We start from the raw sequence: 26,351 nt of genomic DNA, 5'->3' as shown, positions 1-26,351 counted from the left end.
CAACATGGCACCAAAACGAAGCTACTTTCAAGGAGTACCGAAATGGTAAGTTTCAAACCCCTCGACCCTGAGTTTCCCATTGATCGGCAATTGGGCATCGACGCTGGACCCGTCGTTCTCGTCAATCTCTTCACAATCGATCCCGATGAACAAGACGCCTTGGTTGAAGCCTGGAAGAGCGATGCCCAATGGATGAAAAAGCAGCCGGGTTACATCAGCACCCAACTGCACAAAGCCGTTGGTGACGGCAGCATGTATATGAACTACGCGATCTGGGACTCTGTTGCGGACTTCCGCGCGGCGTTTTCAAACCCCGAGTTTCAGCAGCAGCTCAGCCATTATCCCTCAAGCGCTGTGACCGCCCCCCATCTGTTTGAGAAGGTTGCGGTGCCGAATTGCTGCACGGCCTGACGAAATCCTTTCCAAAAGCCAATTTGAGTGAAGCGTTATGAAAACAAAGATTCACGCTATCGCAGGGGGTATCGGCTTTGTGATGATCCTCCTCTTCTGGACATCAACGGCCACCAGCGAACTCTTTGCGAGCCATGAAACAGTCGGGACCGTCAAGGCATTGATCTTGAAAGGCATGTTCATCCTCGTCCCGGCAATGGCGATTGCTGGCGTATCGGGCATGGCAATGGGCCGGAAACGCAAGGATGCGCTTACGACGGCCAAGAAAACCCGAATGCCCGTCATTGCGTTGAATGGTTTGCTGATCCTCGTACCAGCCGCCTGGTTTCTGGCCGGTAAAGCCGCCGCTGGCGAATTCGACAGCACCTTTTACACGGTTCAGGTGATTGAGCTGATCGCCGGGGCGGCCAACCTCACGATGATGGGGTTGAACATTCGTGATGGCTTGCGAATGACCGGTAGAATTCGGAGGCCTCGCTGAAGATGTGGTTCCAATACATGCATTGGCCAAATTGCCGACATTCGAGCAAACGCAGCGAATTGGCGCTCTGTCCGCAGAGCGGTAATTGGAAGGTTTAGACCAAAGAAACCGAGCTTAACTCACCCGATTTCTTTCTCGATCCTTCACTCTTCGGCTTCTTCATCACCCTGGTCTGCAATCCAGGCAACACTGACGACTTCTTCGCCCTTGCCCGTGTTGAAGACTTTCACACCGCCCGCGCTGCGGGAGCGGAAAGAGATCCCATCAACCGGCACCCGGATCGACTGACCCTTTGAGGTGGCCAGCATGATCTGGTCGTCAATATCAACGGGGAAGGATGCCACCAATTTACCGCCGCGCATGGCCTTGTCCATCGCTGCCACGCCCATACCGCCGCGTCCGCGAACCGGGTAATCGTGGCTTGAGCTCAGCTTGCCCGCGCCCCCTGCCGTAATGGTCAGGATCAGGTTCTCGGCAGCCGACATCTCGGCATAACGTTCCTGAGGCAGCACACTGTCGGCGTTACCTTCATCTTCTTCCGTCTCGGATTCATCGGTGACACCGGCCATAAGGCGGCGCATTTTAAGGTAAGCGGCCCGTTCATCCGAGGTGGCGTTGAAGTGGCGGATGACCGACATCGAAACCACCTCATCATCGCCGGTCAGACGTACACCGCGTACACCAACAGACGACCGGCTGTTGAACACCCGTACATCTGTTGTTGAGAAGCGGATTGCGCGGCCAGATTTAGTGACCAGCATGACGTCATCATCTTCGGAACAGATACGCGCGTTGATCAACTTGGTGTCGGCGTGATCCTCTTCGAACTTCATGGCGATCTTGCCGTTGCGCTTGACGTTGGTGAAATCTGACAAACGGTTGCGCCGCACAGTGCCCGCACTGGTGGCGAAGATGATCTGCAGGTTTTCCCATTCTTCATCCGGCACATCCACCGGCATAATTGCAGCAATGGAAACCCCGGTTGGAATCGGCAGGATGTTGACGATGGCTTTGCCTTTGCCAGTCCGCCCCGATTGCGGCAGTCGCCAGGTCTTGAGCTTGTAGACCATGCCATCCGTTGTGAAGAACAACAACTGCGTGTGGGTATTCGCCACGAAGAGCGTGGTGACCACGTCTTCTTCCTTGGTCTGCATGCCGGACAGACCTTTGCCGCCTCGCTTCTGGGCGCGGAAATCAGCCAGCGGGGTGCGCTTGATGTATCCGCCCGAGGTGACGGTCACGACCATATCCTCACGCTCGATCAGGTCCTCGTCTTCCATGTCGCCGGACCAGTCGACGATTTCGGTGCGGCGGGGCACGGCGAATTGCTCGCGCACGTCGCGCAGCTCATCGCCGATGATCGACATGATGCGTTCGCGCGACGACAGGATATCCAGGTATTCCTTGATCTTGGCGGCCAGCTGCTCCAGCTCGTCCGTGACTTCCTTGACGCCCAGTTGGGTCAGCCGCTGCAGGCGCAGCTCAAGGATGGCGCGGGCCTGAACCTCGGTTAGGTTATAGGTGCCGTCGTCGTTCATCTTTGACAGTGGATCGTCGATCAGACGCAGATAGCCTTCGATATCAGCCGCTGGCCAACGGCGGGTCATCAGCTTTTCACGTGCTTGTGCCGCGTCTGCAGACGAGCGGATCGTGGCGACCACTTCGTCCACATTGGAAACAGCGACCGCTAGACCACAGAGGATATGGCTGCGTTCGCGTGCTTTGCGCAGATCGTACGCAGTACGACGTGCAACCACATCCTCGCGAAAGTCGATGAAGGACGTCAGGAAGCGGCGCAAAGTCAGCTGTTCGGGGCGACCACCATTCAAGGCCAGCATGTTGCAGCCGAAAGAAGTTTGCATCGGTGAGAAACGATAGAGCTGGTTCAACACCACTTCGGGTGTTGCATCGCGCTTCAATTCGACGACGACGCGCACACCATTTCGGTCGGATTCGTCCTGCACATGGGACACACCTTCAATCCGCTTCTCACGCACGGCCTCGGCAATCTTTTCGATCATCGCGGCTTTGTTCACCTGATAGGGGATCTCATCGACAACGATGGCGTAGCGGTCCTTACGAAGCTCCTCGACACGGGTCTTGGCACGGATGATGACGCTGCCACGGCCTTCCAGATAAGCTTTGCGCGCGCCGGACCGGCCCAGCATTACGCCGCCGGTCGGGAAATCTGGGCCAGGGACGTATTCGATCAACTGTTCCGAGGTCAAGTCCGGGTCATCGATCAGCGCCAGAGTTGCATCAACCACTTCACCCAGATTGTGCGGAGGGATGTTCGTTGCCATACCCACCGCGATACCGCCGGCACCGTTGACGAGCATATTCGGGAAACGGGCGGGCAGGACGGTCGGCTCTTTGTCTTTGCCGTCATAGTTGTCCTGAAAATCGACCGTCTCTTTTTCAATATCGGCCAGCAGGGACGCGGCAGGCTTGTCCATCCGAACTTCGGTATAACGCATGGCCGCCGGGTTATCGCCGTCCATCGAGCCAAAGTTGCCCTGACCATCCAGTAGCGGCAGCGACATCGAGAAATCCTGTGCCATCCGCACCAGCGCGTCATAGATCGCACTATCACCATGCGGGTGGTACTTACCCATCACGTCGCCGACCGGGCGGGCCGACTTGCGGTAGGCCTTTTCGTGCGTGTTCCCGGTTTCGTGCATAGCATACAGGATGCGGCGGTGCACTGGTTTCAAACCATCGCGCAGATCGGGAATGGCGCGGGATACGATGACCGACATGGCATAGTCCAGATAGGACGTGCGCATCTCGGATTCGATGGATACCGACGGGCCGTCATAAACGGGGCGCTCGGGCGGTGTTTCATCCATGTTTTCAGGTATTTCTGGCGTATCGCTCACGTAGGCTGCCCGTGTCTTGTTTTTGATCTATATCTTGTGGATGCACCTTATCAGACCAGGCATATAAGGTGCAAGCAAGCAACCGTCTTGTGGCTAAATTAGCCCGGTAACAGTAGAGTAACATATTGTTAACTAAGTATTAGGTGATTTTCGTGTTACCCTGAGAAGACCTTGCAACAAAATTGGAGGTCTGGATGGCGCAAAACGAAACCGAACTCATGTTGAAAGGGTACGGGCTGACAACCGCAGAATTTTTCTATCACATGCCCGATTACATACACGTTCTGAATACGTTTATCTGGCAGGATTATGATCTTGCCCCGGATCACCCCAAACTTTTTGAATTCGTGGAATTCTGGCAAAAAGAAATTGAAGGACCACTGCATTCTGTTCGGTTCACACATCGAAAGATGATCGCTCCGGGCGAATGGCGGAATATGGTTGGAGAGTTTCGCGTGAACTAATCGGGCGTCGGATATACTTTCAGGAATCGAAAGTCCGGTTCTCAAATGTCGCGATTGAGATAATGTAATGACCAAACTGATGGTCTTATACGGAATCACTCTATGCCCAGATATCTTATCCTCGCCGCTGCGGTTTTCCTGAGCGGTCCTGCCATCGCCGAAGGGGTTCTGGATAAGATCAAAAAGGGGGCTGAGAATACTGCAAACGCGATAGGTCGCGGTGCAGAGGGTGTTGGTAACACAATCGAGAAAGGTGCGAACGCCGTCGACGAAACCATTGATTCGACTTCGGAACTGCTAAGAAACGAGGCCACGCCTGAAGAGACACGTGCCAAGTTGGATTTGATGGCGGGCGAAATTCTTGATCAACTACTAGCCGAGAATCCACAGGCACAAGAACTATACGATGTCTGCGCTGGATACGCGGTTTTTGACTCGCGTAAGGTGACGGTTTTTCCGGTATCTGCAGGTTACGGGCGCGGTGTGGCCGTTTCAAATGACACAGGGCAACACACCTATATGAACATGGGGACCGGGGGCGTTGGCGGAGCGATTGGGATCGGGGGCTTTGAAACCAAGTTCGTGATCCTCTTCGAAACCCCTGCAGATCTAGAGAATTTTATCGATCACGGCTACGACGCGACCGCGGAGACGGGCGCAATGTATGGTGAGGATCGTGCGGGGGACACGCTGCGCTTTACCGATGGCCGATCCTTCTTTGTTCTGAGCAAGAAAGGATGGCGTGTGTCAGCGGGAGCCTCAGGTACAAAATTCTGGAAATCACCTGAACTTAACTGATTAACCGGAGCAACTTGCCCCACCAAGAACGCAGAACTTGGCGCAGTGCGGGTGGTTTAGATGCACGTCGGCTTCGGCCTCGGCCAAGGTTTCGCCCATTTCGAATTCAGGTGAGTATGGCAGCAACGTACATGCCAAAACCGCCGGGCGTTCCGCGCCTTTGCGTTTAACCACCATGCGCGAGCTGGCACACATCACGGCATCCGGAGATTTATCAAGAATTCCCCAGCAAGCGGTGGTGATTTCAGGCACTTCAACGGATTCATCCATTTCGGGAAACAGCACGGTTTGACCCGGGTCTTGAGGATCGATGTCAAAGCCATGTTCTGCAAAGAATGCGCTATAGCCTGCACGGCTGTCATCGTCAGAATCTCCCCACACGGTACGCCCGGCGATCGCCATTTTAAAGCCGTTATCCCGCAGCCATTCCATGCCGATCAGCGTCTTGGCAAAGCTGCCTTTTCCACGCTCTTCATCATGTAATTCCGGGCGGTAGTGATCGACCGAAATGCGCAGTGTCAGCTTGCCGCCATAGTCACGTTGCAGCTCTAGCAACCCTTCACGCATCGTGCGACGCATCATCGGCTGCATGGCGTTAGTCAGAATCAGAACCTCGTAGCCACGTTCAAGCGCTGCGCGGGTCATTTCGATCATTTCAGGGTTCATGAAGGGCTCACCACCGGTAAAACCAATCTCGCGGATTGGCCACTGGCGTTCTTCGATCTGATCCAGATAAGCGCGAACCTCATCTGCTGCGATGTAAATCAGCGCGTCATTGGTGGGACTGCTGGCGATATAACAGTTGACGCATTCGATATTGCACAGCGTGCCCGTATTGAACCACAGCGTTTCCGGATTGGATAATGCAACAGACGCGCGCGTTTGCCCGTCCGCTGTCACCAAACTGTTTTGAAACTTCCCGATATTTGCAGCCTGAGTGGCGTTGTCTTTCATTCCGGCATCCGGTTTTGTGCATTTACCAAACCGACTTAATCGTTTGTGCCGGTTTAGTTAAGTACGTTGACACCCTGCTGACAGAGTTTTGATGTTCGAAGATTTCGTCATTTTGATTGCGCTAACATTGGACATGCCGCGACTGGCAAGGTAAGGAAAAGCCATGGTTTCTCGCGTCATACCCGTTGACCCATTTGATCTGGTCATATTCGGCGGAACCGGCGATCTGGCGCAGCGCAAGATCGTTCCGGCCCTGTTTCGGCGTTACTGCGCCGGACAATGGCCCGAGGCCGCCCGGATCATAGGTGCGGCACGGGGTGCGCTAACCGTTGAATCCTTTCGGGATATAGTTGCCGAATCTTTGCGTCAGTATGCGCCAAAACGGTCTAAAGACCCGGAGGCGGTAAAAGGTTTTCTGCAGCGCATAAATTATGTTCCGCTGGATGCCTTGTCCGAAGACGGGTGGGCTCCATTGTCCGAATTGCTGAGCACGGATCGAATCCGAGCGTTCTATTTCTCGGTGGGTCCCAGACTGTTTGGTCCGCTGGCCGAGCGGATCAGAGCTCATAATCTCGCCACCCCTCAGACCCGGATCGTTGTTGAAAAGCCGTTTGGGCACGATCTGGAAAGTGCGCGCGCTTTGAATGCAACTTTGGCGTCGCATTTTGATGAGGGGCAAATCTATCGAATTGATCACTATCTGGGTAAAGAAACGGTACAAAACCTGATGGCGGTCCGGTTCGGCAACATGTTGTTCGAGCCATTGTGGAACAGCCAGTACGTGGATCACATTCAGATCACCGTTGCGGAAACAGTCGGCATCGATGGGCGGGAAGAGTATTACGAGCGTGCAGGTGCCATGCGCGATATGATGCAGAACCACCTAATGCAGCTTTTGTGTCTGATCGCGATGGAACCGCCCGCAAAGTTTGACCCGGATGCGGTACGCGACGAAAAGCTCAAGGTGATCCGTGCGCTGGACCCGGTTGAACCGCACCACATTGTTCGGGGACAGTTTGCCGGTGGAAAACAGGGTCGGGGGTATCGCGAGGTTGTGGGTAACAACCGGTCCACGACCGAGAGTTATGTGGCTTTGCGCGCGCATATCAGCAACTGGAGATGGGCAGGCACCCCATTTTATCTGCGCACTGGTAAGGAATTGGTAGCGCGGTCGTCGGTCATCAATGTGATGTTCAAGGATGCGCCGCATTCGATTTTCGGCGAAGAGGCGGGGCGTCACGCAAATGCGCTTTCGATTCGGTTGCAGCCGAACGAAGGCATTACTCTGAAAGTGACGATCAAAGAGCCGGGGCAGGGTGGGATGCGGCTGGTCGACGTTCCGCTGGACATGAGCTTTGCCGAGGCGCTTGGACCCGAAAATCAGGACCCGCCAGACGCCTATGAGCGGCTGGTGATGGATGTCATTCGCGGCAACCAGACCCTGTTTATGCGCGGTGATGAGGTCGAGGCCGCGTGGGCCTGGACCGACCCGATCATTGCGGGCTGGCAGGCACGCGGAGACGTGCCCAAACCTTATGAAAATGGCAGCACTGGCCCAGGCGACGCCGAACTGCTGATGAAGAGAGATCACCGCCGCTGGCAAGGAATAAACCCATGAATATTAAAGAATATGCAGACCGTGACATGCTGGCCATTGATGTCGCGAATGCACTGGCCGGAGACATTGAGTCCGCGTTGTTGCACCACGATGTTGTTTCGCTTGCCGTTCCCGGAGGGACCACCCCGGGGCCGGTGTTTGATGGGTTATGTGCGGCTGATCTTGAGTGGGATCGCGTGCGCGTGTTGCCGACAGATGAGCGGTGCGTACCGGGTGACCATAAACGTTCGAACGAGCGGCTGATCCGCGAGCGTCTATTGACCAATCGCGCCTCTGTCGCGCAGTACCTGCCATTGTTTGTCGCAGGTCATGAGCCCGAAGCGGTTCTGCCTGAGATCGAAAGCCTGATCAATCCCGTCTTGCCTCTGTCGGTCCTGGTTCTTGGCATGGGTGAGGATATGCACACGGCCTCTCTTTTTCCTGGGATGCAGGGCCTGACTGCCGCGCTGGACAGCCACGCGCCTACACTTGCGGTGGCAAGGACAGACGTGCAGCCCGAGGCGAGAATAACACTGACCGCACCCGTGCTCGAAGGTGCGTTGTCAAAACACCTCATTATCTTCGGAGAATCCAAGCGCGATGCGCTGGATCGCGCCATGTCACTGCCGCCAGAAGAGGCGCCTATCGCGGCCGTGCTAACCGGCATGACTGTCCACTGGGCGGAGTAGTCACCATGCAATTGGATCAACTGAAATCTCTGGCTAAATCGATCGGTGATCGCAGAATACTTGATCTGTTCGATGCAGATTCAAACCGTGCCGAGAGTTTTTCCACGTCCAGCGGCGACCTGTTGTTTGACTACTCTAAAACTCAGATCAACGACGACATTCGCTCTGCACTTATTCAACTCTGTGACCATGCCAAATTGGCGGATCGCCGGACGGCGATGTTTGCGGGCCAAAAGATCAACGAGACCGAAGGGCGTGCGGTACTGCATACGGCGTTGCGCAACCTCGATGGCGGTCCGGTCGAGGTGGATGGTCAGGACGTGATGCCAGACGTTCTGGAAACATTGCAGCGGATGCGCGTGTTTGCCGAAGAGGTGCGCGGCGGGGCGATCAAGGGGGCAGGGGGCAGCTTTACGGATGTTGTGAATATCGGCATCGGCGGCTCGGATCTTGGTCCGGTCATGGCGACACATGCCTTGGCACCGTATCACGATGGTCCAAAGTTGCATTACGTCTCGAACGTGGACGGGGCGCATATCGCCGACACGTTGCGCATGCTCGACCCGATGCGCACGCTGGTTATTGTGGCCTCGAAAACCTTCACCACCATCGAAACCATGACCAACGCACGGACGGCGCGGGCTTGGATGGTGGATGGAGGCGGAGACCCGTCGCAGCAATTCGCTGCCGTTTCGAGCGCGGTGGATAAGACAGCTGCATTTGGCATCCCCGAAGAGCGCGTGTTCGGTTTCGCCGACTGGGTGGGCGGACGCTATTCGGTCTGGGGCCCGGTCGGATTGCCGGTGATGATCGCTGTAGGCTCAAATGCATTCGATGCTTTTCTGCGAGGTGGGCAGGCGATGGACCTGCATTTCCGCTCGGCGAAGTGGGTTGAAAACATGCCGGTCATGTTGGCGCTTGTCGGTGTCTGGCATCGGCAGGTTTTGGGTTACGCCAGCCGCGCGGTTTTGCCTTATGATCAGCGCCTTCTGCGGCTTCCAGCGTATTTCCAGCAGCTTGAAATGGAATCGAACGGCAAATCTGTCGCAATGGACGGCAGTGCGTTGGCCATGCCATCAGGTCCGGTGGTTTGGGGCGAGCCTGGCACCAATGGACAGCACGCATTCTATCAACTAATTCACCAGGGCACTGACGTGATCCCGTGCGAGTTCATGGTGGCAGCCAATGGGCATGAGCCTGAATTGGCCCATCATCATCGTCTGCTTCTGGCCAATTGCCTGGCTCAGTCCGAGGCTCTGATGCAAGGCCGATCGTTGGATGAAGCCCGCGCGCGGATGGTGGATAAAGGTTTGACCGGCGAAGAGCTGGAGCGTCAGGCGCGCCACCGTGTGTTCTCGGGGGATCGCCCATCAACAACCCTGATATATCCGCAGCTTACGCCATATGTGCTGGGCCAGATCATTGCGCTGTACGAGCATCGGGTTTTTGTCGAAGGCGTGTTGCTCGGCATCAATTCATTCGATCAATGGGGCGTTGAGCTGGGCAAAGAACTGGCGACGTCTCTGGGCCCCATTGTCGATGGCGAAGTTGGCACCGAAGGCAAGGATGGTTCGACAGCCGGTCTGGTCGAGTACGCGCTACGCCATCGAGGTTGACACGGCACTCAGCCAAACTCTCTTATTGTCAGACAATTAAAATCTTGGCAGGGTTTCTGCCAATGTAGAAGCGCGCGGCCAAGCGCTGACGATGGGAGGATTGTCCATGCTGGGACAGATGATGACGCAGCCTTTGCTGATTTCGTCGCTTATTGATCACGCCGAACGCTATCACGGACAGACCGAGATAATCTCGGTCGAGACGGACGGGGCCGTGACCCAGACCAACTGGGCGGGGATCGCGCAGAACGCCCGCCGTATGGCTTCGGCGCTTATGAAGCTTGGGCTACAGCCGCAGGATCGAGTGGGCACATTGGCCTGGAATAACCGCCGCCATCTTGAGATCTACTATGCCGTATCCGGCGCGGGCTTCGTCTGCCACACGATCAATCCGCGTCTTTTCCCTGAGCAACTGACCTATATCATCAACCACGCGCAGGATCGGGTTCTGTTCTTTGATGCAACTTTCCTGCCGTTGGTCGCCGCGCTTCAGGAGCATCTAACCGAGGTGCAGCATTTCGTGCTGATGGGGGCACGAGATGAGGCCGCGTTGTCTCAGGTCCCTGGTCTGATCTTCTATGACGAGTTGATTGAAACCGGCGATGCGGATTACGCGTGGCCCAGTTTTGATGAGAATACCGCCTCTAGCCTTTGTTACACATCCGGCACAACAGGAAACCCCAAAGGTGTTCTGTATTCGCATCGTTCAACCTTGCTGCACAGCTTCGCGTCAAACACACGTGATGTGATCGGCTATTCCGCGATGGATGTGGTATTGCCGGTGGTGCCAATGTTCCACGTCAATGCTTGGGGTTCACCATATGCCAGCGCCATGTCCGGCTCACGCATGGTATTGCCGGGGCCGGGTTTGCATGGGGAAGCATTGGTTAATCTGATCGACACTTATGGCGTGACATTGGCGATGGGTGTGCCAACCATCTGGCAGGGCCTTCTGGCGCACGCGGCGACATGTGGAACCAAACTGGAGAGCCTGAATCGTACCGTGATCGGGGGTGCAGCGTGCCCGCCTTCGATGATCGAAACCTTTCGCGAGACCTATGGCGTCGATACCGTCCATGCCTGGGGTATGAGTGAAATGAGCCCGCTGGGCACTACGAACTATCCTATGGCCAAGCATCTGGAAATGCCCATTGAAGCACAACACAAACTACGCGAGAGCCAAGGCCGCCCGCCCTTTGGGGTTGAGCTGAAAATCGTAGATGACGATGGCAGCGACCTTCCCCATGACGGTGAAACGCAGGGTGATCTGATGGTGCGCGGCCATTGGGTGCTAGACAGCTATTTCCACATGCAAGATGAGGCCTTGTTGCAGGATGGCTGGTTCGCAACCGGCGACGTGGCAACATTGGACCCGGATGGATTTATGACCATCCGCGACCGATCGAAGGATATTATCAAGTCAGGTGGCGAATGGATCAGTTCTGTTGAGCTGGAAAATATCGCTGTCGCGCACCCTCAACTGGCGACAGCGGCGGTTGTGGGTGTGCCACATCCGAAGTGGGATGAACGCCCGCTTTTGGTTGCTGTGAAGGCGGAAGGCCAAGAGCCGACCGAGCAGGATTTACTTTCATTCTTCGACGGTAAGATCGCCAAATGGCAGGTCCCAGACAAAGTTGTATTCGTCGACGCTCTGCCATTGAACGCAACCGGCAAAGTCCTGAAACGGAACTTGCGTGCGGATTTTAGCGACGTGCTGATGGGGTGATTGCCAAACGGGGGAAGAATGGCTCCGGCGGTAGGGATCGAACCTACGACCAATTGATTAACAGTCAACTGCTCTACCGCTGAGCTACGCCGGAACGGTCCGCGCCGTATAACAATCAGCTTTGGCATCGTCCAGAGGATAAGATTATTTTTTGAAGATAATTAGTAAAGGCCAAGAAAACGCTGTGTTTTTGCTTGTGAGTTTTCTCTTAGCATCGACGTAAGCATTGTCGCTTGGAAAGGCTACCTGCAGGTTTATTCTACAGATGGAGTTGCTTCCTGAGTTGCCTTTTGTGCCTCACGCTCTTGCCGCGTAAAAATAGGTGCCGCAGCGGTGTTAATGTTGTGCTTAGTCAACAACTGTTCCATGTAACTGCCCGGTTCAGGAACGCCTCCTATAGTGGCCAAAAACTGCCGGACTCTACGCCCATAGAAATGAACTGAATAAGTATCTTCAGTTACAGCACGGCGCACTTTACGGGCCCATTTTGACCGCATTAAAAAGCGGCGGTTTTTAAAACTTATTGGATAAAGCCAATTTTCTGGAAAAGCGTATTTCGATTCTCCGGTTTTTTGCAGATAATGAGTCACTGCATGCGGACCCCAGACGCCCCAACGTAAATCACCAACATGCACCGGAGTTCCAGCCTCTCTTAGGTTTTCAAGGCGCTTCTTCTCTTCATCAGGATACCATTCAGGAATTCCATATTCATCTTCAGTCATCTCAAGAAGTTGCCCAAGCGCTTCGCTGTCTGAAGGTAGGCCTAAAACACCACCAGCAATTTGATAGTCGGATTCCCAGGCGTAGAAATGACCAGTCTCCGACTTGAAAGTCTTGACGCAATAAGCATCAAGATCCGCCCAGATCATCCGGTCATTTTGTTGAAGAAGATGATACCTGAATACATCAGAGAACAACGCGAAGCTACCTGTTCTACCGTGTTTGATAAAGCGATCACTGCCGAGTACGGTATCGCCGTGAACAAGCTCTACACCTTCCGGCACATTTTGCACGTGTCCATAATGGTAGAGTTTTACATGATGACCTGCATCTAAAAAAGATTGAGCGCAAAGAACTTCTACATAGCTGAGGGGGCCTTCGACCCACAGCATCCCTATTTCGTACTCGTGGCGCATATTTGTTCTTGTTCCTGTACACGTGATTGCAGCTAAACAATCCGCCAATATCGTTTATTGGGTTAAGTCCTAATCACCAATATGGACCGCGACAAGGCAATCAGAAAACAAGACGTCTCAGCCGTTTCAGAACTGCACCAAAATAGACTTCTGGAAGGTTAGTACGATCTGTCAGCGCAATGAGAGTGCATATGGATATTGGCTCCGGCGGTAGGGATCGAACCTACGACCAATTGATTAACAGTCAACTGCTCTACCGCTGAGCTACGCCGGAACTGAGGGGCGTATAACAACACGGAATTTCGTCGTCCAGAGGGGAAGCGCATTGCTGATGAAAAAAGTTTGCTGCTAACCGAGCCTCCTAAATTCGGACTGTGCTGAAAGCGTCTCAACGGGTGCGACCTGGGCCTTTCCGGTCAGATCGACCAGATGCGCGAATACATTTCTTTCCGCCGCTGGGAGCAATGCACCAGGCGTGTCTACATAAATACGCTGTGCAAGCTGACGTGCAGTGGCCGGGCCTTTGATCAGTTCGTCAAGAATCTGAGATTCGCGCGAAAGACGGTGCTGAATCAGCCACTCCAGGCGATTGTTTGGTTCAGTTACAGGAGCGCCGTGGCCGGGATGAAAGACTGACCATTCTCTCGCGCGAAGGCGATGGCAGGCGGCCATGAAGTCGGTCAGATCCCCGTCGGGCGGTGAGACAAGCGAACTGGCCCATCCCATGACGTGATCCGCTGTAAAGCAAATATCGCCCCAGGCGAGCGCAATATGGTTGCCGAGATGGCCGGGTGTGTGGATGACTTCTAGCGTCCAGTCGTCCGCAGAAATACATGCACTGTCTTCCAGCTCAATATCAGGGCGAAAATCCATATCAATTCCCTCACCGCCGCCCGCAAACCCATTCTGCGCCAATTCCGTCATAACCGCACTACGGCCTGCTTGAGGCCCTCCAAAAGCGAGAATCGGTGCGCCTGTATGGACCGCAAGAGGGGCAGCAAGGGGTGAGTGATCGAGATGGGTGTGAGTGACGAAGATATGGCTGATCCGCTGATTGGGCTGTAATGCATCGAGAATCGCCAACAAATGTGCGTCGCTCAGCGGTCCCGGATCGATGACGGCGATGTCTGTTTCACCCAGAAGGTAAGTGTTCGTACCGCGATATGTCATCGGTGAGGGGTTTGGGGCAAGCACCCGTCTTAGGCCTTGAGCAAGTTCCACAGCTTGTCCAGGCACTGGGTCGAAATCATCGGGGGCTTGCATTCTGACCTCTTCCTCTTGTCCAGGCAGCCCGCTAGGTTTAGCGCATGTCGACCCAATGGCTCAAACCCTATATGCCGCGCAGCCTTTACGCGCGGGCTGCACTTATCCTGGTGCTACCGGTCATCGTTGTACTCTTGGTTGTGGCGATCGCTTTTTTGCAAAAGCATCTCGAGGAAGTGACCGCACAGATGACGCGAACGGCAGCCCGTGAGGTCACGCTTATATTGAACGTGATGGAGGGTGCAGAGACGCAGCAGCAGGCGCTGGCTGCCGCACGGCCTGATCTGTCGGCATTGAATATGACGGCTCGTTTTCTGCCGCTGTACCAAGAACCGGTGGTTGGAAAGCGTCGTTGGTATGATTTCATCGCACCACAAGTCGATGCTGAAATGCGGGTGTTGGTGCCTCAAATGCAAGACGTCGCACTGCCGAATGGACAGGAGGTGCGGCTTTATCTGAGCACGCATCTTGGCACTTTGGAATTAAAATTTGATCGACGGCGCCTGTCACCCACGGCACCGCACCAGCTTATCGTTACGATGGTGTTCTTTGCGGCGTTGATCACCACGATCTCATTTTTATACATGCGCAACCAACTGCGGCCGATTACTCGGCTCGCAGATGCGGCGCAGGCGTTCGGCCGGGGTCGCGTGGTGCCTTACTCTCCTGGCGGGGCAATCGAAGTGCGTGCGGCGGGCAACGCTTTTGTTGATATGCGCTCCCGAATCGAAAGGCAGATTGAGCAGCGCACTTTGATGTTGTCTGGCGTCAGCCACGATCTGCGCACGCCTTTGACGCGTCTGAAGCTGGGGTTGTCATTGTTGCCCGAAGATGAGGCAGCCCCGCTGTTGCAGGATGTTGATGAAATGCAATCGCTTCTGGATGCATTTCTGGACTTCTCAAGAGGGACTGCAGAAAGCACACCTGAGGCGGTCGAGCCCGAGATTTGGCTGAGTCAGATTATCGATGACGCGCAACGCGCAGGTCAGCAGGTTGAACTGGTATCGGTCGAGGGGCAGGGGACTGTTATGTTGCGCCCGTCGGCAATGCGCCGCGCGGTGGAAAATTTGATTGGAAACGCTATCCGCTATGGTTCACGGGCTGAGGTTAGTCTGTCGATGACACCGAAATCGATCCGTGTCCGAGTCGAGGATGACGGCCCCGGTATACCAATTGAACAGCGTACGGAGGCGGTCAAACCTTTCACGCGCCTGGACCCGGCTCGGAACCAGAATCAGGGCAGCGGTGTTGGGTTGGGCCTTGCCATCGTCGCCGACATCGCCCGTGTACACGGCGGCATCCTTCGGCTGGGCAGCAGCGAAAAATTGGGCGGTTTATGCGCAGATATCGTGATAGGGCGGTGATGTGGTAGGCCCGGAGGGACTCGAACCCCCAACCAAAGCGTTATGAGCGCTCTGCTCTAACCAATTGAGCTACAGGCCCGCCGATGCGCCTTGCGTATCACGATGGCAGCCCGCGTCAAGCCTGACCGTTGCAACATCGCCCACAATCGAATAACCCGCGCGCAAAGCACTCATGAGGGATTGGCCATGACAGCGGGCAAGAACGGAATCACCTACGCCGACGCAGGTGTGGATATCGATGCGGGCAACGCTCTGGTCGATCGGATCAAGCCTGCGGCCAAGCGCACCAACCGCTCGGGCGTGGTGAGTGGGCTAGGCGGGTTTGGCGCTCTGTTTGATCTAAAGGCGGCTGGGTATCAGGACCCGATTCTTGTAGGTGCAACCGATGGTGTGGGCACCAAGCTGCGGATTGCGATTGATACCGGCGTTGTCGAAGGCGTGGGCATCGATCTGGTGGCGATGTGCGTCAACGATCTGATCTGCCAAGGTGCTGAGCCGCTGTTTTTCCTGGATTATTTTGCCACCGGTAAGCTGGACACCGATACCGCAGCACGGATTATCGAAGGCATCGCCGAGGGGTGTGTCCAATCTGGCTGCGCACTGATCGGAGGCGAAACCGCCGAGATGCCGGGTATGTATCCCGATGGCGATTTCGATTTGGCCGGGTTCTCGGTCGGTGCAATGGAGCGCGGCGCGACCCTGCCCGAGGGTGTGCAAGACGGGGATGTGCTGCTTGGGCTGGCCTCGAACGGTGTGCATTCCAACGGCTATTCTCTGGTGCGCAAACTGGTCGATATGTCGGGGCTGGGCTGGGATGCAGAGTCGCCTTTCGGTGGCGGAACATTGGGTGAGGCTCTTCTGACCCCCACGCGGCTGTATGTGAAACCGGCGCTGCAGGCGATCCGGTCAGGGGGCATCCATGCGCTTGCTCATATCACTGGCGGCGGCCTCACCGAAAACCTGCCGCGCGTATTGCCCGACGGGCTGGGGGCCGAGATCGATCTGAGCGCTTGGGACTTGCCGCCTGTGTTCAAATGGATGGCCGAAACTGGCGGCATCGCCGAATCCGAGATGCTGAAAACCTTCAATTGCGGTGTCGGGATGATCGTGGTCTGCGCGGCTGAGGATGCTGACAAACTGGAAGCACTGCTGTCCGAAGCTGGTGAAACCGTTGCCCGGATCGGATCTGTCACCGAAACACCCGGCGTCGCGTACTCAGGCAAGTTGCTGTGAGTCACAAGCGCGTCGCGATTCTGATTTCTGGTGGCGGATCAAACATGCTGTCGCTGGTCGATAGCATGATCGGGGACCATGCTGGCCGGCCTTGCTTGGTGCTGTCGAACGACCCTGAAGCCGGAGGGCTGGCAAAGGCCGCCGAGCGTGGAATAATGACTGCCTCTGTCGATCACCGGCCTTTCAGCAAAGATCGCGCGGCGTTCGAGGCGGAACTGCTCAAGCCGCTGCTGGCTTCGCAGCCAGATATCGTGTGTTTGGCCGGTTTCATGCGCGTTCTAACCGGCGACTTTGTTTCTCGCTTCCAAGGACGTATGCTGAACATCCACCCTTCGCTGTTGCCGAAGTATAAAGGCCTGAACACGCATGCCCGCGCCATCGAGGCGGGTGATTTCGAACATGGTTGCACCGTTCACGAAGTAACAGCCGCGCTGGATGACGGCCCGGTTCTGGGGCAGGCGCGCGTGGAGGTAAAGGCAGGGGATACGCCAGAGGAACTTGCCGCTCGCGTGTTGGTACAGGAACACAAACTCTATCCTGAGGTCCTGCGCCGGTATTGTATGGGCAACAAAGACCCAGTTCTGTTGCCTTGAATCTGCGCGGCGATTTACACGCGTAGGGTAATCGTCTTATGGTCGCATATGCTCGGGACAAGCACGACACGGGCAGTCACAAGAAACAAAAGCAAGAACAGCACCGCGCATGAAAACCCTGACTACGACGCAAGAGCTAGCCGCCTTCTGCACGGCTGCTGCACAATATCCTTATGTCACTGTTGATACCGAATTTCTGCGCGAACGGACTTATTACTCAAAGCTCTGCCTGGTTCAGCTCGCGGTGCCGTCCGAGGATGAGGGCAGTGCTGTTCTAGTCGATCCCTTGGCTGAGGATTTTTCGCTTGAGCCTTTGTATGACCTGTTCCGGAACGAAAGTGTTGTCAAAGTATTCCACGCGGCTCGGCAGGATCTGGAAATTTTCTGGGTCGACGCTGGCGTCTTTCCGACACCGCTGTTCGACACTCAGGTTGCCGCAATGGTTTGTGGCTTTGGTGAGCAAGTTGGTTATGAAACACTTGTCCGGAAAGTATGTAGAGAAGGCGTTGATAAGACATCGCGTTTCACCGACTGGTCGCGGCGTCCATTGACGGACGCGCAAAAAACCTATGCGCTGGCAGACGTAACCCATCTTCGGAAAATCTATGAACATCTGTCTACTGAGTTGAAAAAGAGCAAGCGGGATCACTGGGTCGTTGAAGAGCTTCGTATTCTAACACGGCCCGAGACCTATGACATTCGTCCTGAAGAAGCGTGGCGCAGGGTCAAAACACGCACAAATTCCGCTAAATTTCTGGCTGTAGTGAAAGAGTTGGCTCAGTTCCGCGAAGCCCATGCGCAAGAGAACAATGTGCCTCGTAGCCGTGTTTTCAAGGACGATGCACTAATCGAAATGGCGTCGACAAAGCCTAAAACGCCCTCTGATCTTGGTGGATCACGTTTGCTGTTGCGAGAGGCCCGCAAGGGGGCGATCGCTGACGGTATCCTGGCGGCAGTAAAAAGGGGTGTGAACTGCCCACAAGATCAATTGCCAAAGGTAGACAACAGCCGTGACAAGCTGAAAGTGAATCCGGCCCTCGCCGATCTTCTGCGCGTTCTGCTGAAATCAAAGACCGAAAGCGCAGGCGTCGCCGCAAAACTGATCGCGTCCAGCGCTGATCTGGACCAGATCGCCGCTGGTGAGCGCGATGTTCCAGCCATGTCCGGCTGGCGTTTTGAGGTCTTTGGCGAGGATGCACTTAAGCTTTGCGAGGGCAAGATTGCACTAGCAGCCAAGGGGCAAGCTGTGGATGTGGTTGCGCTTTAACGGCGACGTGATTCTAGCGCGTTCTGCTGGCCTTTGACACGGACCATGCGGATGCCTTCCAGTTCTTGAGCGCTGACATTGACAGCTTCAGAAACCATTCTAGAGCGTTCGTTTCCCTGAACGGTTGCATAGTCGGGATAATCCACGCGGAATGTATATTCCAAAATGCCATTCTTGGTAAGTTCTTCGGACCTTACTCGGGCAAGCTGCGCATTATATGCGCCCTGCCGAATGGCGGTGCCAGCCGCATATATGATCGCGCCAGAAGGTGTGGGGTCGACACGCAATTCGTTGATGACCGCTATTGGAACGCTATTGTCTTCAATTTCAGGCCGCGCCAACAGGCCTTTACCGTTGTTTTGACGTGGAACCAATGCATCTGCGTCGCTGGCTGAAACCTCTGATGGGGCAGGTGTGCTGCTGCCAAACCAGTTCGATGGGTTCGCCCGAGAGTTGCTCCAACTGTTACAGGCGGAAAGAACCGTGGCGGAGAGCAGAAGAACAGTCAGAGATTTGTGCATGGACCCAACACTTTGCGCAACTTTACCCGCACTGGGTTACCGCAATTTCAGCACCTTGAAAAGCCACACTGGGGGCTGGACAGAAGGGGAAGCTGAGCATAGTTCACAAATGTGATCGCGTAACGCAAGGACAAACCAGCCATGGCAACGCCAGCCTTTGAAGATATAGTCGAAGATTTCGAGTTTCTGGAAGACTGGGAAGACCGCTATCGTCATGTCATCGAGCAGGGTAAGGCGATGGAACCGCTGGATGATGCGTTCAAGGTTCCCGCGACCAAAGTGAATGGCTGTGCCAGCCAAGTCTGGCTGCATCCCAGCATCGAGAATGGACAATTCAAATTTGACGGGGACAGCGATGCGCTGATCGTGCGGGGCCTGATTGCGGTATTACGCACGCTTTACAACGGCTTGCCGGTAGCCGATGTGCCAAAGGTCGACGCCGGAGGAGAACTTGCCAGACTGGGGTTGCAGGAGCACTTGTCTGCGCAACGTTCGAACGGGCTACGTGCCATGATCGAACGCATTCGCGAGGTCGCGTTGGCCAGCGCTTGATCTTCATGTAGCGTTGCGTGTTGCCCAATCCGTAAGCGTCGTTTCCAAGTCACCGTATCCGGTCTGCCGACGCTCGAATTCCAGTCCCATCCGTTCGGCACATTCTTGTGCGCGACGTGTGAGATCCGGGTTGTCGGTCTGTGCTTGATAAACGAGTTTGGTGTAATTTCCGAAATACATCTCGCGCAGTTCCGGGTGTCTATCCAGACCAAGCGGTTTCCATACAAATGCGTCAAACTGCCGGGCGAGGAAATCGGTTAGGTAAAACGCAGTGGTTTCATCGTCGCCATGTGCGGCAAATGCCAGATTTCCTTCGAAAAAGGAATAGCAGTGGGGCCCTTGAATCATCTCGACGCCCAGACGTTCACATGCAGTCTGCAGCAGGCCTCCGGTTCCGCAATCGGCATATACAACATAGATTCGGTCGTATGAATCTCGGTGTTTGGCGATCGCATCCTCGACCGCTTGCGTGATTTTCTCTGGGTGTACATGCAGAATTGCGGGTAGGCAGGTCAGAGCCATATGATCCCAGACATTCCGTTCCTTGAGATCCAGAATTTCACGGGCAAGCGCTCCACATGCGATCAGCAGAATCGACTCGGCTGCGCGCGGAGTGGCGTAACCTTGACGGGTCAGGCTGTCATCATTTGGTATCTGCGCGTCGGTCATGTGATCTCTCTGGTTGGCAGCTATATATATGTCAGGCTTTGGACAAAAAAGGCCGCCCCAGAAAGGACGGCCTGTCTCACGGTATGGTCGCGTGCCTTAACCGGCCAGTTGGTTGTGCTTGCGCGACATGAAGTCCTTGGCCATTTCCACCGCCACGGCTGCGTCGCGGCAATAGCCGTCAGCACCGATCGCCTTGCCAAACTCTTCGTTCAGCGGTGCGCCGCCGACCAGAACGGTGTATTCATCACGCAGGCCCTGTTCGACCAGCGTGTCGATTACCACCTTCATGTAAGGCATAGTCGTTGTCAGTAGGGCGGACATACCCAAAATGTCGGGCTGTTCGTTTTCCAGCGCTTCCAGATAGTTTTCGACCGGGTTGTTGATTCCGATATCGACAACCTCGAACCCGGCGCCTTCCATCATCATTGCAACAAGGTTCTTACCGATGTCATGGATGTCGCCCTTGACGGTTCCGATCACCATCTTGCCAACGCGCGGAGCACCGGTTTCAGCCAGCAATGGCTTCAGGATTGCCATGCCGCCTTTCATGGCGTTGGCGGCCAACAGAACTTCGGGAACGAACAGGATGCCGTCGCGGAAGTCGTGGCCGACAATTGTCATGCCACCAACCAGCGCTTTGGTCAGGATGTCGTAGGGTTGCCATCCGCGCTCGAGCAGGATGTTCACACCTTCTTCGATTTCTTCCTTCAGGCCGTCATAAAGGTCATCGAACATCTGTTCGACGAGTTCGTCGTCATTCAGTTCGGACAGGACGATGTCTTCTTCATCAGACATGGGTATTTCCCTGAGCTGTGCGGGCTCGCGGCCCGTGGTGGCATTTTTTCCGTTTTGGCCATTTCGTCGCAGGACTACTGTGACGATTGCGACCTAGGTCGTTCCGAGACCGACCTATAGGCCGAATTTTGGCCTCGGGCGACCTCGAATTCTGCAAGATCATCCTGCATTTGTTTCATTTGTTCTGATTTCCTTCGCGCAGACCGATTTCAAAAACGCCTCAAGGTGGTCGGATATGAAGCAGGTGTAATCCTTGCCATTGGGCCCAGCTTAACTTAGTACTGACAATCGGAACATATGGTGAACAAATGGCCGTAAGAATGAACCATCCGGGCCGGGGAGCGGCATCAAATTCAGCAGGTCGATTCGAGAAATATTTGACCGAACTGACCGAGGATGGGTGGGATTTCTCCGAAGATCTACCTCCGCTGCGGACCGAGGTTCAGGACGAAGTGGCCCGCAGTCTGATCACCTACAACAAATCACCGGATTTACCTTTTGATCGTTCGATCAATCCATATCGGGGTTGCGAGCATGGTTGCGTTTATTGTTTTGCCCGGCCAACCCATGCATATCTAGGCCTGTCGCCAGGGTTGGATTTTGAAACACGTCTGATCGCACGCCCCAATGCCGCAGAGATATTGCGTCGGGAGCTTTCTGCGCGACGCTATAAGGTGGCTACGATTGCGTTGGGCACTAACACCGATCCATATCAACCGATTGAGAAAAGCCGCGAGATAACAAGAGGCTGTCTTCAGGTGTTGAGTGATTTTCAGCATCCAATCGGCATCGTGACAAAAGGTACATTGATCGAACGTGATCTCGATATTCTAGCGCCCATGGCCCGCAACGGTCTTGTGCGGGTCGGGATTTCGCTGACCACTCTGGACGCTAATCTTTCCCGTCAGATGGAGCCACGTGCACCTTCTCCACTGCGCAGGTTGCGCACGATTCGCGTCCTGACCGAAGCAGGTATACCGGTGCGCGTTATGACCTCTCCTGTCGTGCCGGGATTAACCGATCATGAGCTTGAGAAGCTGTTGGAGGCCGGCAAGCAGGCGGGTGCGGACGCCGCAAGCTGGATTATGTTGCGGCTGCCGCGCGAAGTGTCCGAGCTGTGGCGGGAATGGCTGACCGAGCATCAGCCAGGCAGGGCCGAGAAGGTCATGGCGCGGCTACGGGAGATGCATGGAGGAAAAGAGTATGATCCGCGTTGGGGTCATCGAATGCGGGGCGAGGGGACCTATGCCGAAATGATTGCGCAACGGTTCAGCGCCGCCGTGAAACGGCTGGGGCTCGCCGTAGACCTACCGCCGCTGAATTGTGCGGATTTCGCGCCACCGCCCCAGTCTGGTGATCAGTTAAGTTTATTCTGAATTCATGAGTCAGAAGCTGATACCGATTCCGGCCGAGAAACCGTTTACCGTATCGCTTCCATAATAGCGGACCATGAAACGTGTCGTTGATACCCAGGGCACCCAGGTATCGGATAGATCAACCTCAATCCCGCCACCGACGCGGGCCAGCCAATCCGTGCCCAGCACCAGTGCCTGATCCCCGATCAGATAGGATACCGACAGATCACCAACCCATCGAACCGGGCGCCCGAACATACGTTTACCCGTTGAAAAACGATATCGTGACCAAAGGACGGCATTCGCGGCGGTCGATTCAACCAATAGGTCTTCGTTGTCGCCGATAGGCCAATATTCGATATGCGTATAGCGCAGGCTTGCTTCGAACTCCCGATCATTAGATAGCGACTTCTCGTACGCAACTGTCATCGAGCCACCCGCGCCACCAGCCCAGATACCACCGCTATCAAGGTAATCTCGGTCAAGGCCAAGGCGGTTGGCAATGGCTTGCGCCCCTATCGATGCATCGGATTGCGTGCGCCCGACCGAAATATGGGCCATTGGAGTCAGTTTCCAAAACTCCCCAATGTCAAACTGATAGCCGACTCCACCAGTGAGGGCGAGGCTGGTCCATTTAAGAGGTAAATGATTAGTTTCTCCGGTGCCGCTGAAGGTCAGAACGGGATCATAGCGCGCGTATCCGATGTAGCCCTCGAGATAGATCGGTACGCCTTCGGCAAGACGAAATCCGCCACCCAGCTGTGCGGATTTGAAATCGTAGTCGCGATTATCCGTGTTCGATTGCAACGAAATTGCACTGGCAGAATCGTCCGGGATGCCAGCCAGCCCCAAAATCGCAAGCGAGCCAGCAGCATTTTCCTGCTGCTGCTGTTCAAAAGCTCTTTCAAGCAGGCTTTGTGCGGCGGCGGTCTGTGCAAACAGCAGCAAAAGGAACACAAGGACGGAACGCATGATAACCGGAATCTTATTGCTGGACGCAGCAACACTAGGTTGAGTGGCGTGCCGCGAAAAGAACGAACAAGGCGCTAGTCCAAGATTGCCTCAGAACGGTTTCTTTTAGGTAACGCTAGGAACAGAAAAGACCCCGGCTAGCCGGGGCCTTCATTTCAACTTCTGTCACCGATCAGCGGTTTTCGATATCTACGTAGTCGCGACTTGTCGCGCCCAGATACAGCTGACGCGGACGACCGATCTTGTTTTGTGGATCGGCAATCATTTCCTTCCACTGGCTGACCCAGCCAACCGTACGCGACAATGCAAAGATCGGAGTAAACATCGAGGTTGGGAAACCCATAGCTTCCATCACAATGCCCGAATAGAAGTCGACATTCGGGAAGAGTTTCTTTTCGATGAAATATGGATCTTCCAGGGCCTGCTTTTCAAGCGCCTTGGCGACCTGAAGTTTAGGGTTATCTTCGATACCCAACAGATCAAGAACTTCATCTGCAGACTGTTTCATCACAGTCGCGCGCGGATCGAAGTTTTTGTAAACGCGGTGGCCAAAGCCCATCAGGCGGAATGGATCGTCTTTGTCCTTGGCGCGTTCAATGAACTCGGGAATGCGGTCTACGCTGCCGATCTCTTCCAGCATTTCAAGGCAGGCCTGGTTTGCGCCGCCATGGGCGGGGCCCCAGAGGCAAGCGATGCCAGCTGCGATACAGGCGAACGGGTTTGCGCCGGACGAAGAAGCCAGACGCACCGTCGATGTCGAGGCGTTCTGTTCATGATCGGCCTGCAGCATGAAAATACGATCCATGGCACGTGCCAGAATCGGGTTTACTTCGTAGTCTTCCGCAGGAACTGCGAAACACATTTGCAGGAAGTTCGACGCATAGTCCAGATCGTTGCGCGGATACACGAAGGGCTGACCGATGTGGTATTTATATGCCCAAGCCGCGATGGTTGGCATCTTCGCAATCAAGCGGTGAGATGCAATCTCGCGCTGACGCGGATCCGAAATGTCGGTCGAATCGTGATAGAAGGCGGACATGGCGCCGACCACGCCGACCATGATGGCCATCGGATGCGCATCGCGACGGAAACCGCGGTAGAAATACTGCATTTGCTCGTGCAGCATTGTGTGGCGCGTGATGGTAGTCTCGAATTTCTCCAGATCTTTTGCCGATGGCAGTTCGCCATAAAGCAGCAGATAGCTGAGTTCGAGGAAGTGAGATTTCGATGCGATCTGCTCAATCGGATAACCGCGGTGCAGGAGTTCGCCCTTGTCGCCGTCAATAAAAGTGATGGTGCTGTCGCAGCTCGCCGTCGACGTGAAACCCGGATCATAAGTGAATACACCAGCTTGACCATAGAGCTTACGAATGTCGATCACGTCGGGCCCCGCAGTCGGAGAAAATATCGGCAGATCGTAGCTTTCGCCGTGGACAGTCAGTTTGGCTGTTTGTTGGCTCTCGGTCATGTTTATCCCTTCCTCATTCGTACAGTTGCCGGATCGCTGTCCGTCAAAGCAGGCAACGACTGCGTGGTGTCGCGCAGTTCGTTCTTAGTGGAGCAGCATTACCCGAATGTGAAATCAGTCAGGGTTCGCTGCATCATCAAGCCGCGCCAGGGTTTCATTCCGCCCAAGCACAAGCATCATGTCAAATACCGAAGGTGTAACTGCCCGGCCTGCCAGCGCGGCCCGCAGCGGGCCGGCCAATTTGCCGAACTTAACCCCGTTCGCCTCTGCGAACGAATTCAGGGTCTCCTCCAGTTCGTTCCGAGACCAGCTAGCATTTTGCAGCTGCGGCGTCAATTCTTTCAGTATACCGTCGGATACTGACGTCAGGGCCTTAGCCGCCTTCTCGTCCGGTTGGATAGGTCTGGACGTCAGAACAAAATGGGCTTTTTCAAGGAGTTCCGGGAAAGTGCGAGCTCGATCCTTGAGGCAATACATCGCACGCGCTAGATCACTCGATTGTGTTTCGGTCAGCTGTGATTTGTTTGCTGCAGACAGATAATCTTGGATTTCCTGCTGCAGCGCAGCATCCTCTCCGATGGCAATATGTTGTCCGCATAGGTTTTCCAGTTTCTTCAAATCAAACCGTGCGGGACTTTTGCCGATCCCTTCCAGATCAAACCACTCTTTGGCTTGAGCATCAGTAAAGAATTCCTCGTCTCCATGGCTCCAACCAAGGCGCGCCAAATAATTGCGCATCCCCGCGGCAGGATAGCCCATGGCTTGATATTCCTGCGCACCCAATGCGCCGTGGCGTTTGCTAAGTTTTTTTCCATCCGGGCCGTGTATTAGCGGGATATGCGCCCAGACCGGGATGTCCCACCCCATCGCCTCATAGATCATCATCTGACGGGCAGCGTTGTTGAGGTGGTCGTCTCCCCGGATCACATGAGTCACGCCCATATCGTGATCATCGACCACAACCGCCAGCATGTAGACCGGCGTACCATCCGAGCGCAGCAGGATCATATCATCAAGCTGATCGTTGCGAATGGTCACGTCGCCCTGCACCTGATCGCGGATCACGGTGGAACCCTCCTGCGGCGCTTTGATGCGGATCGCATAGGGGGCATCTGGGGGCGTGGCTGGCTCGGCATCCCTCCATGGGCTGCGAAACAGCGTCGACTTACCTTCGGCGCGCGCCTGTTCGCGGAACGCAGCGATTTCCTCTTGGGTCGAATAGCACTTGTAGGCCTTGCCCTCAGCAAGCAACTGACGCGCTACCTCGGCATGACGGGCGGCACCTTCGAATTGGCTGATAACGTCCCCGTCGTGGTCCAGCCCCAACCACTTCATACCCTGCAGGATCGCGGCCGTTGCTTCCGGAGTCGAACGTTCCCGATCTGTATCTTCGATCCGTAACAGGAACTTGCCCCCGCGGCCCCGCGCATAGAGCCAGTTGAACAGCGCGGTGCGCGCGCCACCGATATGCAGAAATCCGGTGGGAGAAGGGGCAAAGCGAGTGACGACCTGATCGGACATTGTGTGGATTAACCTTTTGGTAACCTT

The 26,351-nt window shown here is 55.2% G+C and carries 24 protein-coding genes and 3 tRNA genes; 14 read left to right on the top strand and 13 right to left on the bottom strand.

The genetic code is table 11. The features are described from left to right. Positions 1-42 precede the first annotated feature (42 nt). On the top strand, positions 43-411 hold the full coding sequence (locus ACR0MQ_RS03335) for an antibiotic biosynthesis monooxygenase family protein (protein ID WP_319545259.1): 369 nt from the start codon (positions 43-45) through the stop codon (positions 409-411). A 37-nt stretch (positions 412-448) separates the two neighbouring features. Further along, positions 449-892: a hypothetical protein gene (locus ACR0MQ_RS03330; protein ID WP_319545258.1), complete on the top strand. Its 444-nt coding sequence runs from the start codon at positions 449-451 to the stop codon at positions 890-892. Between the two features lie 143 nt (positions 893-1,035). Here the strand turns inward: ACR0MQ_RS03330 and gyrA are convergent, their stop codons facing one another. Further along, a complete protein-coding gene (gene gyrA / locus ACR0MQ_RS03325) occupies positions 1,036-3,741 on the bottom strand; it encodes a DNA gyrase subunit A (RefSeq protein ID WP_480606165.1) in 2,706 nt (901 codons plus the stop codon). A 224-nt stretch (positions 3,742-3,965) separates the two neighbouring features. Between gyrA and ACR0MQ_RS03320 the strand changes: the two genes are divergently transcribed. After that, positions 3,966-4,235, top strand: coding sequence for an usg protein (locus ACR0MQ_RS03320; protein WP_170470617.1), 270 nt, complete (start codon positions 3,966-3,968; stop codon positions 4,233-4,235). A 102-nt stretch (positions 4,236-4,337) separates the two neighbouring features. After that, positions 4,338-5,033: a lipid-binding SYLF domain-containing protein gene (locus tag ACR0MQ_RS03315; RefSeq protein WP_480605911.1), complete on the top strand. Its 696-nt coding sequence runs from the start codon at positions 4,338-4,340 to the stop codon at positions 5,031-5,033. Here the strand turns inward: ACR0MQ_RS03315 and ACR0MQ_RS03310 are convergent, their stop codons facing one another. Then, on the bottom strand, positions 5,034-5,987 hold the full coding sequence (locus tag ACR0MQ_RS03310) for a radical SAM protein (RefSeq protein WP_480605908.1): 954 nt from the start codon (positions 5,985-5,987) through the stop codon (positions 5,034-5,036). Positions 5,988-6,150: 163 nt separating this feature from the next. Here ACR0MQ_RS03310 and zwf point away from each other — a divergent pair, with 163 nt between their 5' ends. The 4 genes from zwf (at position 6,151) to ACR0MQ_RS03290 (ending at position 11,615) form a co-directional block, all read left to right on the top strand. Then, positions 6,151-7,605, top strand: a complete 1,455-nt coding sequence (gene zwf / locus ACR0MQ_RS03305; protein WP_480605905.1) for a glucose-6-phosphate dehydrogenase — start codon at positions 6,151-6,153, stop codon at positions 7,603-7,605. After that, on the top strand, positions 7,602-8,273 hold the full coding sequence (pgl, locus tag ACR0MQ_RS03300) for a 6-phosphogluconolactonase (RefSeq protein ID WP_480605903.1): 672 nt from the start codon (positions 7,602-7,604) through the stop codon (positions 8,271-8,273). Before zwf ends, pgl begins: the two co-directional genes overlap by 4 nt. A gap of 5 nt (positions 8,274-8,278) precedes the next feature. Beyond that, positions 8,279-9,889, top strand: a complete 1,611-nt coding sequence (gene pgi / locus ACR0MQ_RS03295; RefSeq protein WP_480605901.1) for a glucose-6-phosphate isomerase — start codon at positions 8,279-8,281, stop codon at positions 9,887-9,889. A 106-nt stretch (positions 9,890-9,995) separates the two neighbouring features. Beyond that, complete coding sequence (locus tag ACR0MQ_RS03290) at positions 9,996-11,615, top strand: long-chain-fatty-acid--CoA ligase (protein ID WP_480605898.1); 1,620 nt, start codon at positions 9,996-9,998, stop codon at positions 11,613-11,615. 19 nt (positions 11,616-11,634) lie between these two features. Here the strand turns inward: ACR0MQ_RS03290 and ACR0MQ_RS03285 are convergent. From ACR0MQ_RS03285 to ACR0MQ_RS03270, 4 genes are all read right to left on the bottom strand, one after another. Then, positions 11,635-11,709: transfer RNA gene (locus tag ACR0MQ_RS03285), tRNA-Asn, on the bottom strand. Positions 11,710-11,869: 160 nt separating this feature from the next. Further along, a complete protein-coding gene (locus tag ACR0MQ_RS03280; protein ID WP_170774049.1) occupies positions 11,870-12,751 on the bottom strand; it encodes a hypothetical protein in 882 nt (293 codons plus the stop codon). A 199-nt stretch (positions 12,752-12,950) separates the two neighbouring features. Beyond that, positions 12,951-13,025, bottom strand: a tRNA-Asn gene (locus ACR0MQ_RS03275). Positions 13,026-13,099: 74 nt separating this feature from the next. Continuing rightward, positions 13,100-14,014: an MBL fold metallo-hydrolase gene (locus tag ACR0MQ_RS03270; protein WP_170774050.1), complete on the bottom strand. Its 915-nt coding sequence runs from the start codon at positions 14,012-14,014 to the stop codon at positions 13,100-13,102. A 44-nt stretch (positions 14,015-14,058) separates the two neighbouring features. On the opposite strand from ACR0MQ_RS03270, the gene ACR0MQ_RS03265 reads away from it, so the two are divergent. After that, entirely contained in the window at positions 14,059-15,378 is a 1,320-nt protein-coding gene (locus tag ACR0MQ_RS03265) for an ATP-binding protein (RefSeq protein ID WP_480605895.1), read from the top strand. A 2-nt stretch (positions 15,379-15,380) separates the two neighbouring features. On the opposite strand, the gene ACR0MQ_RS03260 is transcribed toward ACR0MQ_RS03265, so the two are convergent. After that, a tRNA-Ile gene (locus ACR0MQ_RS03260) sits at positions 15,381-15,457 on the bottom strand. A 107-nt stretch (positions 15,458-15,564) separates the two neighbouring features. Between ACR0MQ_RS03260 and purM the strand changes: the two genes are divergently transcribed. From purM to rnd, 3 genes are all read left to right on the top strand, one after another. After that, positions 15,565-16,611, top strand: a complete 1,047-nt coding sequence (gene purM, locus ACR0MQ_RS03255) for a phosphoribosylformylglycinamidine cyclo-ligase (protein ID WP_170470907.1) — start codon at positions 15,565-15,567, stop codon at positions 16,609-16,611. Then, positions 16,608-17,204, top strand: coding sequence for a phosphoribosylglycinamide formyltransferase (gene purN, locus ACR0MQ_RS03250; protein ID WP_480605892.1), 597 nt, complete (start codon positions 16,608-16,610; stop codon positions 17,202-17,204). The genes purM and purN overlap by 4 nt, the downstream gene beginning before the upstream one ends. Positions 17,205-17,313: 109 nt before the next feature. Further along, complete coding sequence (rnd, locus tag ACR0MQ_RS03245) at positions 17,314-18,471, top strand: ribonuclease D (protein WP_480605889.1); 1,158 nt, start codon at positions 17,314-17,316, stop codon at positions 18,469-18,471. Here the strand turns inward: rnd and ACR0MQ_RS03240 are convergent. Further along, positions 18,468-18,992: a hypothetical protein gene (locus ACR0MQ_RS03240; protein ID WP_010440294.1), complete on the bottom strand. Its 525-nt coding sequence runs from the start codon at positions 18,990-18,992 to the stop codon at positions 18,468-18,470. The genes rnd and ACR0MQ_RS03240 overlap by 4 nt on opposite strands. A gap of 141 nt (positions 18,993-19,133) precedes the next feature. Here ACR0MQ_RS03240 and ACR0MQ_RS03235 point away from each other — a divergent pair, with 141 nt between their 5' ends. Next, positions 19,134-19,544, top strand: a complete 411-nt coding sequence (locus tag ACR0MQ_RS03235; RefSeq protein WP_170539959.1) for a SufE family protein — start codon at positions 19,134-19,136, stop codon at positions 19,542-19,544. Positions 19,545-19,547: 3 nt separating this feature from the next. Here the strand turns inward: ACR0MQ_RS03235 and ACR0MQ_RS03230 are convergent, their stop codons facing one another. Both ACR0MQ_RS03230 and ACR0MQ_RS03225 read right to left on the bottom strand, forming a co-directional pair. After that, the gene (locus tag ACR0MQ_RS03230; protein ID WP_480605886.1) at positions 19,548-20,213 is read right to left on the bottom strand and encodes a DUF1638 domain-containing protein; all 666 of its coding nucleotides are present in this window, start codon (positions 20,211-20,213) and stop codon (positions 19,548-19,550) included. Between the two features lie 96 nt (positions 20,214-20,309). Next, the gene (locus tag ACR0MQ_RS03225; RefSeq protein ID WP_170392964.1) at positions 20,310-21,008 is read right to left on the bottom strand and encodes a corrinoid protein; all 699 of its coding nucleotides are present in this window, start codon (positions 21,006-21,008) and stop codon (positions 20,310-20,312) included. 308 nt (positions 21,009-21,316) lie between these two features. On the opposite strand from ACR0MQ_RS03225, the gene ACR0MQ_RS03220 reads away from it, so the two are divergent. Further along, positions 21,317-22,384 (top strand): PA0069 family radical SAM protein, encoded by a 1,068-nt coding sequence (locus ACR0MQ_RS03220; protein ID WP_480605883.1) that lies wholly within the window; start codon positions 21,317-21,319, stop codon positions 22,382-22,384. Positions 22,385-22,393: 9 nt separating this feature from the next. Here ACR0MQ_RS03220 and ACR0MQ_RS03215 read toward each other — a convergent pair whose 3' ends face one another. From ACR0MQ_RS03215 to gltX, 3 genes are all read right to left on the bottom strand, one after another. Beyond that, positions 22,394-23,335 (bottom strand): autotransporter domain-containing protein, encoded by a 942-nt coding sequence (locus ACR0MQ_RS03215; protein WP_480605879.1) that lies wholly within the window; start codon positions 23,333-23,335, stop codon positions 22,394-22,396. Positions 23,336-23,507: 172 nt separating this feature from the next. Beyond that, positions 23,508-24,803, bottom strand: a complete 1,296-nt coding sequence (gene gltA / locus ACR0MQ_RS03210; protein ID WP_170774062.1) for a citrate synthase — start codon at positions 24,801-24,803, stop codon at positions 23,508-23,510. A 114-nt stretch (positions 24,804-24,917) separates the two neighbouring features. Continuing rightward, the gene (gene gltX, locus ACR0MQ_RS03205; protein ID WP_170774064.1) at positions 24,918-26,324 is read right to left on the bottom strand and encodes a glutamate--tRNA ligase; all 1,407 of its coding nucleotides are present in this window, start codon (positions 26,322-26,324) and stop codon (positions 24,918-24,920) included. Positions 26,325-26,351: the final 27 nt, after the last annotated feature.

Source organism: Ruegeria sp. AN6 (genome assembly GCF_056540425.1).
The sequence above is the reverse complement of the archived record's forward strand: the minus strand, read 5'-3'. Positions and strand labels throughout refer to the sequence as shown.